The 14,078-nt window shown below is 31.5% G+C and carries 10 protein-coding genes; 2 read left to right on the top strand and 8 right to left on the bottom strand.

From position 1 onward, the window contains the following. Positions 1 to 135, top strand: a 135-nt coding sequence (locus FWJ34_RS12875; RefSeq protein ID WP_308255726.1) for a zinc ribbon domain-containing protein, incomplete at its 5' end; no start/stop codon positions are given. A 287-nt stretch (positions 136 to 422) separates the two neighbouring features. Here the strand turns inward: FWJ34_RS12875 and FWJ34_RS12870 are convergent. The 6 genes from FWJ34_RS12870 to FWJ34_RS12845 all read right to left on the bottom strand — a co-directional run bounded on the left by FWJ34_RS12870 (position 423) and on the right by FWJ34_RS12845 (position 10,866). Next, positions 423 to 2,195 carry a SpoIIE family protein phosphatase gene (locus FWJ34_RS12870; protein WP_308255725.1) on the bottom strand — a complete coding sequence of 591 codons (1,773 nt, stop codon included), beginning with the start codon at positions 2,193 to 2,195 and terminating at the stop codon, positions 423 to 425. 265 nt (positions 2,196 to 2,460) lie between these two features. Continuing rightward, the gene (locus FWJ34_RS12865; protein ID WP_308255724.1) at positions 2,461 to 2,823 is read right to left on the bottom strand and encodes a response regulator; all 363 of its coding nucleotides are present in this window, start codon (positions 2,821 to 2,823) and stop codon (positions 2,461 to 2,463) included. A gap of 42 nt (positions 2,824 to 2,865) precedes the next feature. Continuing rightward, entirely contained in the window at positions 2,866 to 5,811 is a 2,946-nt protein-coding gene (locus FWJ34_RS12860; RefSeq protein WP_308255723.1) for a response regulator, read from the bottom strand. 57 nt (positions 5,812 to 5,868) lie between these two features. Next, positions 5,869 to 8,787 (bottom strand): amino acid adenylation domain-containing protein, encoded by a 2,919-nt coding sequence (locus FWJ34_RS12855; protein ID WP_308255722.1) that lies wholly within the window; start codon positions 8,785 to 8,787, stop codon positions 5,869 to 5,871. Then, the gene (locus FWJ34_RS12850) at positions 8,784 to 9,206 is read right to left on the bottom strand and encodes an anti-sigma regulatory factor (RefSeq protein ID WP_308255721.1); all 423 of its coding nucleotides are present in this window, start codon (positions 9,204 to 9,206) and stop codon (positions 8,784 to 8,786) included. The genes FWJ34_RS12855 and FWJ34_RS12850 overlap by 4 nt, the downstream gene beginning before the upstream one ends. Positions 9,207 to 9,228: 22 nt before the next feature. Beyond that, positions 9,229 to 10,866 carry an iron uptake porin gene (locus tag FWJ34_RS12845; protein ID WP_308255720.1) on the bottom strand — a complete coding sequence of 546 codons (1,638 nt, stop codon included), beginning with the start codon at positions 10,864 to 10,866 and terminating at the stop codon, positions 9,229 to 9,231. Between the two features lie 97 nt (positions 10,867 to 10,963). Here FWJ34_RS12845 and FWJ34_RS12840 point away from each other — a divergent pair, with 97 nt between their 5' ends. Continuing rightward, positions 10,964 to 11,428, top strand: coding sequence for a DoxX family protein (locus FWJ34_RS12840; RefSeq protein WP_308255719.1), 465 nt, complete (start codon positions 10,964 to 10,966; stop codon positions 11,426 to 11,428). A gap of 33 nt (positions 11,429 to 11,461) precedes the next feature. Here FWJ34_RS12840 and FWJ34_RS12835 read toward each other — a convergent pair whose 3' ends face one another. Further along, positions 11,462 to 11,782: an STAS domain-containing protein gene (locus tag FWJ34_RS12835; protein WP_308255718.1), complete on the bottom strand. Its 321-nt coding sequence runs from the start codon at positions 11,780 to 11,782 to the stop codon at positions 11,462 to 11,464. A 210-nt stretch (positions 11,783 to 11,992) separates the two neighbouring features. After that, positions 11,993 to 14,078: glycogen debranching protein GlgX (gene glgX, locus FWJ34_RS12830; protein WP_308255717.1), on the bottom strand; the 2,086-nt coding region annotated here is incomplete at its 5' end.

The raw sequence follows: 14,078 nt of genomic DNA, 5'->3' as shown, positions 1-14,078 counted from the left end.
GTTTTAAACGTTAATCCTAAATTCACATCTCAAACTTGCTCAAATTGTGGTCATGTTGATTCTGCAAATAGAAATAAAGAAAAATTTGTTTGTACTAATTGTGGATTCATTGCAGATGCTGACAACCAAGTATAAATATAGGTAAAAAAGGACTAGAAATTCTTGGAATTAGTCCATCTAAGCTACTGGTAGAACATCAGAAAGTTACGGCTAAATCTGAAATGACAGATTCGAGAAATCGGGAGACATCAATGACGTTAGTTGTTGAGCCTAGCAACCCTCTACAATTAAATTTGTTTGAGTGGAGTAACAGTCAAGTAATTGGCTGTTCAGAATCGCCCGTTCGTCAGCTTAACGGGTGAGTATGTCAATGATACTGGTTTTCTTGGTGTAATTTGTTGAGGCTGAGAAATAGCAAAATATTAATCTACTTTTTCTCTTCTAATAGCTAACATCGTTATATCATCAAATTGATCCGCCGTACCAATATGTTCTAAAACTTGATCTTTGATAGTATTAACTAATATTTGAGCAGAATTAAAAGGTTGTTGAAGAATAGCATTTAATCTTTTTTGATGGAAAAATTCTCGACTGATAGAACGAGCATCAGTAACACCATCTGTATTTCCAAAAAGTATATCTTCAGGCTCTAAAAAAATTTGCTTGAAATTAAAAGTAATATCTGGCATCATACCAACAGCAGGTCCTGTAGAATTAAGTTTATGTTTAGTATTTCCTTGAGAATCTGTAACAATTAAAGATTCATGGCCACCATTAATATAAGTTAATAAACCCGTCTCTGGATTTAAAATGCCCACAAACATCGTGGCAAACATTCCTAAGTCACCGTGATTATCAGCTACATAATTATTGGTTAAACTCACTGACTGAAGAGCGTTGAAATGAATGATATTTGTATCAATATCTGAACTGATCCAACCAGTTTCTAAAGGTTTGTAAGTAGAAAGTATTTCAGTGTTATTACCATTAAGAGTTTGTTGTTGAGAAAAAATGCGAATTAAACTACGGAATAATCCCATAAATAAAGCAGCGCCAACTCCTTTATCGCAAACATCTGCCAAGACTAAGACAAGGTTATGGCTAGGCAGTGTAAAAGTATCATAAAAGTCTCCTGCTACTTGACGGGCTGGTTTAAAGAAACTAGCAATTTCCCAATTATTTATTTTTAAGGGTTTATCAGGTAAAAAGTTTAACTGCATTTCTCGCCCTTTATCTAATTCTAAATTCAATTTTTTAAGATACTCAACTTCTCTATCTCTGAGAATTTTTTTCTCTAAAGATGCCCCGATTCTTGCCCTCAATAAAGTTTTATTAAATGGTTTTGGTAAGTAATCTTCAGCACCAATTTCGATACAACGAATGATGTTTTCCATCTCATCAAGGGCAGAAATCATAATCACTGGAATATGTTTTTTCTTCTCATCTTTTTTGAGGGTTTCCAATACTTGATAACCGTCAATTTCAGGCATTAATAAATCTAATAAAATTAAATCATAATCTTTTTGGGCAATCATTTCTAAAGCCTGTCGCCCATTAATAGCATTGCTGACTGTATAGCCTTCTTTTGTCAATTGACTAGAAAGTAAATCTCGATTATTTTCATTATCATCTACGGCTAAAATATGCCCTGTAATTTCTTTATTATTATCTAAAGATTTTGGGTATCTTGTTTTGATGAAATCATCAATGGGAACATCTGTATAGTTATCAAGGTTTTCTGGAATAGTTAAAAAGTTTAATTTTTCTAAGTTTAAAACAAAGCTTTTTAAAGAAATAGATGATTGATAAATTCTTTCAATATCTTCCATAAAATCATTATCTCCCATATTAACTTTTAAAATTTGACAGTTATCAATAATTACTGTAATTAAGGGAGATGTTACTTGTTTTAATATTGTTAAATTTTTTTCCAGATTTTCTTGAGAATTATGAAAATTATTTTGATTTAAAAGTTGATTGATAATCGATAAAATTTCTTTGCCCCTAAGTTGAATAGATTTAAGTTCTTTAATTACATTTTTATCCTGTAAATTATCAATTTCGCTAAAATCTTCTAATAACATTTCACTATAACCTAAAATAGCATTAATAGGAGTGCGTAAATCATGTCTTAGATTTGCAATTACACATGAATTTATCTGATTGTCATTTTTGTTACTTTGAATATCATTCATTATTTTATGATTTAATACTAAGGTTTAAATAGTATAGCAATCTTAATCTTAGTTGTGAGATTTTTAGAGGTGTTAGCTATTAGCTTTTAGTGGTCAGCTTTGACGGTATAGTTAAAAAAGGTTTTAGCTATCAGCTTTCAGTAATCAGCTTTGACGGTATAGTAAGATTTACAGAAACAAATAACAAATGACAAATGACAAAATATTTAGTTTTACCAGGCACAACCCAAATAGGAATGCTATACAATTAATTTTGCACTGGTACTTAGCTTAAAAGAGTTTCAATTTTACCCAATAATCGGGAAATTTCCACAGGCTTTGTATCGTAATCATCACATCCAGCCTCTATCGCTTTTTGATAATCTCCTGCCATAGCATGGGCAGTTAAGGCAATAATGGGAATAGATTTTGTTTCCTCTTTTTGTTTTAATTGTTGTGTTGCTGCCCAACCGTCTAATACTGGTAAACTCATATCCATTAAGATTAAATCGGGCTTTTCGGCTATAGCCTTTTCTACTCCTTCACCACCATCAACGGCAAGAGTAATTTCGTAACCTTTACGTTTTAATCGACGAGAAAGCATATCTCGATTCATTTCATTATCTTCTACTAATAAAATTCTATACATAATTTAAAACGGATAATATTTTTTCTTTATAGTTTCTTAATTTTAAGATGTAGCTTGATCAATCAAATAATGAATTTCTTTTAGTAAAGATTGACGATCATAATCACCTTTTTGAATAATATCTTTAACATAACAATTTAATTGTTTGCGTTCTTTTTCATCAAGATCTTTCGCCGTGACAATTATAACAGGAATTTTTTCCCAATTAGTATTTTGCCGTAAAAGATTAATAAATTGAAACCCGTCTATTTTTGGCATCATTAAATCCAATAAAATTAATTTTGGTGCATTGATTTTGAGTTTATTTAATCCCTCTTCTCCGTTTTTAGCTTCGATTACCTCCCACCCTTCTTTTTCTAATAATCGTCTCATCATTTTGCGAGTAGGTTCATCATCATCTACAATCATGATTGTTTTTTCTGATAACGCCCCATATTTCCCTAAAACAGTTTTTAATTGATTTTGATTTAACGGCTTGGTTAAATAGTCCGTAGCACCCAAAGTATAACCAATACTGCGATCGCTCATAATAGTAGCCATAATCACAGGAATTGAAGCTAAATCAGGATCAGCTTTTAATTTTGTTAAAATAGACCAACCATCTATTTTCGGCATGATTACGTCTAAAATAATTACATCTGGTTGAATTTTTTGAGCTAAGTCTAAAGCTTCTTCTGGATTAGTGGTAGAAGTAATATCAAAATTTTGGTTTGCTAAAAAATGTTCAATAATATCATGGGTGGTGACATCATCATCAATAACGAGAATCTTTTTCCTGTTTGGTTGAATAATTTTTTCAATATTAGATTCTATATCCGTAGTCGGTAATGGTGAAGTAACTTTTGTCGGTTCTGTAACATGAGCGGGTAAATGAAGAGAAAAAGTAGTACCCTTACCTTCTTCACTGTCTAAGAGAATATAACCTCCCATCATTTCACTAAATTTCTTCGTAATTGTCAACCCTAAACCAGTGCCACCATATTTTCTAGTAGTCGAAGCATCGGCTTGAGAAAAAGCATTAAATAATTTTGCCTGTTGTTGAGGATTCATACCGATACCAGTATCTTTAACTTCAAATAAAATCCAATCTTGATCCTCTTTCACATAACGACTAATATTCAAAGAAATTAAACCATTGTGAGTAAATTTAGAAGCATTACTTAATAAATTAAACATATTTTGTCTAATTTTAGTAATATCAGCAATCATTGATCCTAAATCATCAGGATAGTTAACTTCAAACCTATTATGATTTTTTTCCATTAATGGTTGAATAGTAGAAGTAATTTCTTGAACAACCTTGCTAATTTCAAATTCTTCTAAGTATATTTCCATTTTTCCTGCTTCAATTTTGGAAATATCTAAAATGTCATTAATTAAACCTAATAAATGTTTTCCGGCACTTTGTATTTTCTGTAAATCTTCGACAAATTCTTCTTCACCCATATCTTCAGCTTCTTCCTCTAATAATTCACCGTAGCCAATAATGGCATTTAAAGGAGTGCGTAATTCGTGACTCATATTCGCCAGAAATGAACTTTTAGCTTGGTTAGCCTCTTCTGCCATTTCTTTGGCTTCTTGTAATTCATAAGTGCGTCTTTTAACTCTATCTTCTAATTCTTCATTGGTTTTGGCTAAAAAATCAAAAGATTCTTGTAACTTTTGTGCCATTTGATTAAACAAAAAAGCTAAATAACCTAATTCATCTTTTCTCGTCACAACCATTTGAAAATCTAAATTACCTTGAGAAAGATTATGGGTAGCCGACATTAATTCTTGAAGAGGTTTTTCAATATCATTTTTAATCAGAGAATAGATAATTAAAATGACAGTAATTAATGATAAAAAACCAACAATAATGAGAATTTTTGCCACAACAAAAACTCGACTGTGTAACCATGATTCTGAAATTATTGTTACCCAATACCAATCAGCATTATCTATTTGACTTACAATATAATATTCTTGATTCTTTTCATTATGAAGAACTACAGGCTCTCCTCTTTTTCCATCAATGTCAATGGACTTCATTAAATCAAAATAGAAACTCCAATCATAATTATCGTCACTATTTTCAATCATCTGATTAATGGTAATTTGTCCGTCAGTTTTTTTGATTTTTTCCATCAAATCAGGATGTACAATAAATCTTCCTTTTTTGTCAAAAATAATATTTTTTGTGCCTTCTAATCTACTATTTAATGTTCGTTCTTGGAGTTCAGAAATCAAAATATCATGACCAATTGTACCGATATGTTTACCGTTAGCATCATCAATGGGGGTAACACTAGAAACCATCCAATTATCTTGAGTAGCATCATAATAAATACCTGTCCAACCTGTTTCCCTACTAGGATTATTTTCTTTTGTCGTGATTTGAAAAGACTCATCAGTAGTAACAATTTTCTCAGCTTCAGCTTCTTCCGTCCAAGGATAATTTGACATATAAATAACAATACCATTTTCGGGTATTTGAATATAAGTATTAACAAAGTTTTCCCGCCATGCTAAACCATAGAATTTAACTATGTCAAAAAACGTAGCAACTCTGTTTTTCATCTCTGGATTAATTTCTACATTCTTCCCTAAAAAAACTCCGGGAAGATATTTACTTTCTAACTTATTAATATTGCGATAAGTACCGTCTTCTCTTTTTTTTACAATAGTATCAAATTTATTAATATTTTTTAGTGATGAAGATTGAAATTCTTTTAATAAATCTTCTTTAATTAAATTATTATTAGTTTCAGCATTAATAAAAATTTGACTTTCTTTATCTATTCTAAGTTCTGTGTTTATTTTTATATTGTTAATAAAATGATCTTTGATTCTTTTTAGGAGATAAATATAACCAACACCATTACATACAATAGTAATTATACCTACATATATAACTGTTTTTATCAGAGTTTTTTTAGTTAAAGATTCTTTAAAAATAGTTTTAGATTGATGATTTTGATCATTCTTATTAGACTTGTTTTTTTTCATTGTATTTTTTCGCTTATTTTAATAAAATATAATGACATATAATGATTCTTTGTTATTCTATTTATAATAAAAGTAAGCCTCTAATTGATTTTCTTTTATAAGAGGAAAAGGTATTAAATGAGAAATATTTTCTAAATTTGTATTTTTTTCAAATTCAAATGAACCTAAAGAACGTTGTAAAAAGTTATTATCATTTATTACACTTAAAAAAGGTGTTAATTCATTATTAATTTTAGAACGTACCACTTTTTCTAATTCTTGATACCATTCTTGATAAGAAACTATTTCAATAGAATGATTTTTTTCTTTTAAGTACTGTAATAATTCAATCCATTTTAAGGGATTTGGATTAACTAAATTAAAGGTATTATTTAATGACAATTTTTGTTGAGATAAATAAACAATCGCTTTACTAACATATTCAACGGGTACAAGATTGATAATCGCTTCTATTTGAGGAAAAAGAGATAATTGCAAACAACCTTTTAACATCCTGGGAATAAATTCAGGAATAAAAGATGAATCCGATTGATTAATATTCATAATATTACTAGGTCGAAAAATTGTCACTGGAATCCCTCTTGACTGAACGGTTATCAATAGTTTTTCTGCTGCATATTTACTTTTAGCATAACCTCCCGTCACAAATTTTCCATCGGGTAATTGGTTATTTTTAATTAAGGTAATTTCTTCAGAAGAAAAAACATCAGTAGTAGAAATATAAAATATTGGTTTTGTTTTATAATTACAAGCTAATTTTATGATTTCTTTTGTACCTTGTACATTTACTGATCTTACAAAAGAATAAGGATAAACAATATTAACCCAAGCTCCGCAGTGATAAATTAAATCAATTTCTTGCTCTAACAGTTTTAATTTTTCAGGGGATAATCCTAAATTGAGTTTACCTAAATCTCCAAGAATAGGAGTTATGCGATCGAGGTATTTTTCTGACCATAAATGATTATTTTTAAGTTTATTTACAATTCTTTTTAAACCATCCGCTTCATTTTTTCCTCTCACTAAACAATAAATTTGATAAGAAGTTTTATCTAAAAGTTCAGCTAATAAATAAATTCCTAATAAACCCGTTGCCCCTGTTAAAAGTACATTATTTTTTTTCTCATGAACCTTATATTCATGTTGAGGAAAAATATCTGATTCTAAAATTAAATCTTGTTTAATATAATTTAATTCATCTTTAGATAGATTGATCGATGTTTTTGCTTTAATATTTTTAGACAAACAAGTAATAGTTGAACTTTCTAAAAATTTATTTAAAAAAATAATACATTTAAAATAACTATTAATTTCATCTATAAGTACAATAGCTTTTAAAGAATCTCCACCCAGGTCAAAAAAATCATCATTTATACCAATAGATTCTATATTTAGAGTGTTTTGCCACATCTCAATTAACTTAGTTTCTGTGGCATTTGTGGAGGCTGAATAAATGGTGTTTTGTTTAATTTCTCGTTGAGGTTTAGGTAAGGCTTTACGATCAATTTTGCCATTAAGAGTTTGGGGAAACTCCGATAAAATAACAAAATTAGAGGGAATTTCATGAGACGGTAATTTTGCCGTTAAATAATTTTTTATCGTTGAAATAATATCATCTTTTTCGGTGTTAGTTTTGATGGTTAAATAAGCAATTAATTGTGAATCTTCTTCACTAAATTTATGTAAAATAACAACAGCTTGATTAATAGCAGAATGTTTTTCTAAAGTAGCTTCTATTTCCCCTAATTCTACCCGAAAACCCCTAATTTTGACTAATTGATCATTTCTTCCTATAAATTTTAATTGTCCATCAGGTAAATATACCGCTAAATCTCCTGTTTTATACATTTTAGCGTTTGCATCATCAGTAAAAGGATTCAGTAAAAATCTCTCGGCAGTTAAATCCTTCCTGTTGCGGTATCCCCTAGCAATACCAGCCCCTGTCAAATATATTTCTCCTAATTCTCCTTCAGCGACAATTTGTAAATTTTCGTCTAATAAAAATATTTCAGTCTGACTAATAGGTTTACCAATGGGAGGAATATCGTTATAACCTTTAGGAATCAAAGCAACGGTAGAAAATGTAGTATCTTCAGAAGGTCCATAGAGATTGAAAACTTGTTTTATATGTTCAAATTTGTAAACTTCCTGGACTATATTGTTTGATAACGCTTCCCCCGCAAGGTTGACAGTGGTAACAGAAGAAGGAATACCATTAATTTTAGAGATAGAAGCGATGGCACTTGGCACAGTATCAATCAGGGTTACTTCTTGCTTGTGAGGAGATTCCGGTAAATGTAAAATATTATCAACTAAGATGACTTTACCGCCCACACTTAAAGGCACAAAAATCTCAAATATTGATAAGTCAAAACAGATGGAAGTGGAAGCTAAAACACCTTTTAATTGTTCAAAACTGAAAAAATTGATTGCCCAATTAATAAAAGCAACGGTATTTTTATGTTCAATTTCGACACCTTTAGGTTGCCCAGTTGAGCCTGAAGTATAAATAATATAAGCTAAATGATTTTCTTTTCTAATAAGAGTTAGATTTTCTGGAGAATATTGATTAATTTTAGCTTGATCTTGATCTAAATTAATCGTAATAGCTGAGTGAAAAGGTAAATTTTGAGATAAAGAATCTTGGGTGATTAAAATAGACAGTTGAGAATCATTAATCATGAATTCTAGTCTATCTTTGGGGTAGCTAGGATCAAGAGGAACATAAGCAAATCCAGCCTTAAAAACTCCTAATAAAGAAATAATTAAATTAGCATTTCTTTCTAAACAAATACCTACTAAAATTTCTTCTTTTTTGTCAATCTTTAAACTCTGTAAATAATTAGCTAATTGATTAGATTTTTGATTTAATTCTTGATAAGTTAATTGTTCGTTATTTGTTAAAACTGAGATATTATCAGGATTTTTTTCTACAATATTTTCAAAATAATCTTGAATAGAATAAAAATATTTCATTTTCGATAAATAATTAAAGTACTAATATTTTCATTATCAATCCGTTCGTAAAAAAACTGATCAACACCATCAAAAACGAGAAAAATGCCTAAACCTCCAATTTTTCTTTCTTCTATAGGTATATTAATAGTTTTTAACTCAGTTTCTAATTTCGTAGTAGGATCAAACGGTATTCCTAAATCCTTAATCTTAATCATTATAACCTCATCAGAAATTTCTGACTCAAACAAGATGTCACCTACTCCATTATTTTCTGTATAAGCGTAATTAATAATATTAGTAGCCAACTCATCAGTAGCAAGACGTAACTTATAGGTTGCTTTTTTATCTAAACCTCCCAAATTTGCCACTTTAACGATATATTCAGTGATAATTTTTAAAGAGTTTATAGTAGCTGAAACCGTTAATTTTTCTATCATAATAAATTAAATTTTATAAGTATTAAAAACTAAAAACAGTTCTGAAACCACCAACGAAAAGATCAGAATTATTCCTATCTTGGTTAGGGGCAGTAATCCAAATGAGATAAGGAGTAAAAGAGATATGATCATTAATTTGATGCCGATAATAAGTTTCTATGTGTAATGAAGTATCATTTTTAAACTCGCTATGAGGTATATTCGTATTTAACCCCGTCAAAGTCGGCTCAACCCCTACCACAATACCGCCTAAATTACCTTCTTTAAATAAGTCGGGAAAAGCAGCTTGAAGAGAATAAGTCCAAATTTGAGCATCTCCCTTACCTAATAATCTAGCATTAATTAAATTTCCCCACCCACCCAAAGAAAATCGAGGATTAAATACATAATAACCTCCAATTTGATAAGCATTAGTAGAAACCGCCGAAGCTGAATCAAATAAGACTCCAGCATCATCAAAACGATTAGCTAAAGCAGTACCAATGAATCCATTACCTTGAAAAAATTGCCCATTATTAAAGCCAAAATTACCAGGGGCAAAATATCCTTTTTGATATAATCCTTGTACAAAAAATTTAGAAGTTGGATTGTATTTAATTTCAGCCGTAGTGACATAATCCCCTTTAAATAAACCGATGCTAGGATCGTTCCCAAAAGTACTCATGTAATTTAAAGATAATATGGTTGAGGGATTCATTTTATAAGTTAATGCCACCCCACCATTTCCACCCCCGACAAGATAAATAGGAGGAGCTGTAGCAAAAGCACTTACAGGTCCATTGCCGAAAGTATAATCCGTAGCAAAATTATTCAAAAAAATAGGAGAAAAATTAAAGCGATTTACCCCTGTAACCGTTGCGCGTAGATTGTTAGTCACGGGGAAATCATAGTTAAGATTGATTAAACGAAGACTATTATTCAAATCCCCTGCAGAAGCGGCATAAGCTGTAGCTTCTCGTGTTGAACCAACATTTCTACCGTTATTAGTGTTGGCTAATTCAGGGAAAGTAGTATTAGTAGAAGCCAGACCAACTAAAAGAGTATCTTTGCCTGTAAAACTGGTGAGGGTAGCTAAAAAAGCATTATATTGTAGAGCGGCTTGAGCTTTGTTATTTGCACCAAAATAGAAATTAGTTTGAGTGACGATGTTACCCAGTAGTTTAGTTGTCGTAGAAAATTGATGATCTTCTAAAAAGGCAATTCTTGATTCTAAATTATCTATTTTTTGTCCTAAAATTTTTAATTCTGCTTGAAATTCTTGGGTTAATCTTTTTAATATTTCTATATCTTCTTTTTTGACAAGATTTTCACTAATTAACCTTTCAAGCTCATTTAAACAACTATTTAATCCAGCGGCAAATTCATAACGACTTAAAGCCCTATTTCCTCGAAAAGTTTTATTAGGATAACCAGCAATACAGCCATAATTTTCCACTAAACCTCTTAAGGCTTCATAAGCCCAATCTGTGGGAGAAACATCCCTTAAATTAGAGACACTATTAATTTGTGTCATGGCATTACTCGGTAGTTGATTAGAATTATCAATATCTTGACTACTAACTGGATCATCTTGAATTAACGATAAAATCAAGGGAAAAAAGATAGTTTTCAATAATAAATTACCCTTTTTTTTGATGATTTTAAAAGTATTAGTTTTCATATTATATCAATTTTAAAAAGATAGTTTAAGCAAAAGAATAAGAATGTATAACCAAGATTAAATTTAAAAGTTGAGATATAATTTTAGATGTTAATTTATGGAAATAGTAAAAATGTTAGATTTAAACACGATAATCAGTTTTTTACCTGAATTTCATACAGGAGCAGAAGCTATTGGAATTGCTATTTTACGGATAATTTGGGGTACTACCTTGATTTTTTATGGACTACCGATGTTAAAAAGACCTTTTACATGGATGGATATGCCCAAACCTTCAGGAATACCAGGATTTTTGCAATTAATTGGTGCTTTAACTATTTTTGGTGGAGGTATTACCATCGCATTAGGTTTTCTCACTTTTTTAGCTTCCTTAGCTTTAACTGGGGCTATGGGTTTAGCCTTAATCTTGAACTTACTTAAGGGTGTACCATTTATGAAAGAACGACCAGATGCTCCCGGTACTTCTTATGAAGCCTCCTTAGTTTATTTGGCGATCGCCTTAATGTTTGTTTTTGTAGGTCCGGGGGTATTTTCCCTTGATTATTTACTTTTTGGCCATTAATTAAGTAGGGTGGGCAATGCCCACATTTTCAATTTAGTCTTGATATTCCTCTTGAATAATAAAACTATGATTGAGTCCTGTTTTTTCAATACTTTCTAAAATCATTTCTTGAGCGCCAATAATATAAATATCAACACCTGCACCTATTTTTTGTTTAGAAAAAACTAACACTCGTAAACCAGCACTAGCCATAAATTCTAATTCTTCTAAAAAGAGGATAACTTTTTTCGGTTCGGCGGCAGCGGCTTGTTCAATTTTTGCTTTAAAATCAGAAGCATTACTACCATCTAATTCCCCAACTAAAGTAATTTTTGCTACATCATTGTCAATTACTAAACTAATATCTAATGCCATTTTTTGTTACTCCTTTTAAGTCGTTTAATTTAAGAAAATTTCGGGATGTTCAAACAATGTTCAAAATTTATAGTATTAACAATATTATCCTATTGATTTTCTAAGAGAAAAAAAATGTTCAACTTATTGTTAATCATGGTTTTGAGTTAAGTTAAATTTAGAGAATGAAAACACTCTGCTTATTAGCGGGGTTAGGGGAAATTAAAATTTTTATCTTCCCACTAGAATAATAGTAGATCGATCGCCTAATAATAACCCAGATTGGTTCTCTAATAATGGTTCATTCCCTAGAGTATAACTATCATTAGGAGAAGCAACCCCCGTATTAGCAAAAATATGCCATTTTAAGGAAGATGGTAAGGGAGGTAACTCAAACCAAAGGGCTTCCCAATAAACATTCATTGCCACATAAATATAATTATCTTGTACAGTTCCGCCCTTAGCGTGTTTACCACAAAGCATAAATGCGATCGTCTTACTTAGAGGCGACCAATCAGCACTCCAAGCCTTTGTACCGTGCCAAGTAATATCAGCATAACCACTACCGACATAATCACGGTTTTGGAAATGCCATGTATTTCTTAACACAGGATGTGCTTTACGGAAGGCGATACAGTTTTTGGTAAATTGGAAAAGATCATCATTTTTCTTCAATAAATCCCAATTTAACCAGTTAAGATCGTTATCGTGACAGTAAGTGTTATTATTACCATATTTAGTACGACCCATTTCATCACCCATTAATAACATAGGTACACCTTGAGAAACAAGGAGAAGGGCTATGGCATTTTTGATCTGACGATGACGTAAAGCCTTGACATGAGGGTTATCAGTTTCCCCTTCCCAACCGCAGTTCCAACTATCATTATCATTACTACCATCATTGTTATTTTCCCCGTTGGCTTCATTATGTTTATGATCATAAGAAACCATATCCATTAAGGTAAAACCATCATGGGCAGTAATAAAATTAATAGAAGTGGCAGGAGCTCTACCAGCCGACTCGTATAAATCGGGAGATCCTTGTAACCTTTGAGCTATATCGCCTACAGTCCCATCACCTTTGATAAATTTACGGATACCATCCCGATATTTACCGTTCCATTCTCCCCAACGTCCATAGGCGGGGAACGAACCTACTTGGTAAAGCCCTCCAGCGTCCCATGCTTCGGCAATGAGCTTACATTTTGCCAAAATGGGATCAAAAGCTAAAGTTTCTAACAGAGGCGGATTTACTAGGGGTGCACCCCAAGGATCTCTTCCTAAAATCGAGGCTAAATCAAAGCGAAAACCATCAATGTGATACTCAGAAGCCCAATAACGAAGGCAATCAAGAACTATTCCGCGCACGATAGGATTATTACAATTCAGGGTATTACCGCAACCGCTAAAGTTGTAATAGTACCCTTCAGGAGTCAACATATAATAGGTCTTATTGTCAATACCACGAAAAGAAATTGTTGGGCCTCTTTCGTTGCCTTCTGCGGTATGGTTAAAAACTACATCAAGAATAATCTCAATATCATTTTTGTGTAATTCTTTAACAAGGGCTTTAAGTTCGTCCACTTGCATCCCAAATTTACCCGTAGCGGCATAACCAGCTTTTGGGGCAAAAAAACCAACGGTGCTATAACCCCAATAGTTATATAAAGTTTCTCCCGTTTGAGGATTAGGGCGACTATTTTCAAATTCGTCAAATTCAAAAATGGGCATTAATTCAATGGCATTAACCCCTAATTCTTTTAGGTAAGGTATTTTATCTCGAATACCAGCAAATGTTCCTCGATGACTTTCTTTGATCTTAGAAGATTCATGTTTGGTAAAACTACGAACGTGCATTTCATAGATAATTTGATCTTCGGGAGGAATTTCTAAAGGGCGATCGTCTTCCCAATCAAAATCATCAAAAGCTAATCTAGCTCGATGGTGGTAAATATCATTCCAATCAGGAGTAACACCCCAAACATCCCTACCGCCAATTATTTTTGCATAGGGATCTAATAAGATTTTACTCTTATCGAACCAATGCCCTTCTTGAAAGTTATTTGGTCCATCCATACGATAACCGTATTCGAGATTTTCATAGTCTAAATCAAATACAATCATAGAATAAACATGACCGATCCGAAACTCATCAGGAAAAGGAATTTCCCCAATGGGTTGGGCACCATGCTTCTCGAATAAAACTAGAGTACAAGATGTTGCATAACTAGAAAAAATAGAGAAGTTAACCCCCCCTGGTACAAAAGTAGCCCCAAAAGGTGAAGGATTACCTCGTCTTAATTTAAAGTTACCG

The sequence above is a fragment of the Geminocystis sp. GBBB08 genome (assembly GCF_016743215.1).
GTDB lineage: Bacteria > Cyanobacteriota > Cyanobacteriia > Cyanobacteriales > Cyanobacteriaceae > Geminocystis.
The sequence above is the reverse complement of the archived record's forward strand: the minus strand, read 5'-3'. Positions and strand labels throughout refer to the sequence as shown.

What these genes read in the sequence shown, in the direction of transcription:
- FWJ34_RS12855 (WP_308255722.1), bottom strand. Translation starts at nt 8,787, where the DNA reads ATGAAATATTTTTATTCTATTCAAGATTATTTTGAAAATATTGTAGAA.
- FWJ34_RS12840 (WP_308255719.1), top strand. Translation starts at nt 10,964, where the DNA reads ATGGAAATAGTAAAAATGTTAGATTTAAACACGATAATCAGTTTTTTA.
- FWJ34_RS12860 (WP_308255723.1), bottom strand. Translation starts at nt 5,811, where the DNA reads ATGAAAAAAAACAAGTCTAATAAGAATGATCAAAATCATCAATCTAAA.
- FWJ34_RS12870 (WP_308255725.1), bottom strand. Translation starts at nt 2,195, where the DNA reads ATGAATGATATTCAAAGTAACAAAAATGACAATCAGATAAATTCATGT.
- FWJ34_RS12850 (WP_308255721.1), bottom strand. Translation starts at nt 9,206, where the DNA reads ATGATAGAAAAATTAACGGTTTCAGCTACTATAAACTCTTTAAAAATT.
- FWJ34_RS12865 (WP_308255724.1), bottom strand. Translation starts at nt 2,823, where the DNA reads ATGTATAGAATTTTATTAGTAGAAGATAATGAAATGAATCGAGATATG.
- FWJ34_RS12835 (WP_308255718.1), bottom strand. Translation starts at nt 11,782, where the DNA reads ATGGCATTAGATATTAGTTTAGTAATTGACAATGATGTAGCAAAAATT.
- FWJ34_RS12845 (WP_308255720.1), bottom strand. Translation starts at nt 10,866, where the DNA reads ATGAAAACTAATACTTTTAAAATCATCAAAAAAAAGGGTAATTTATTA.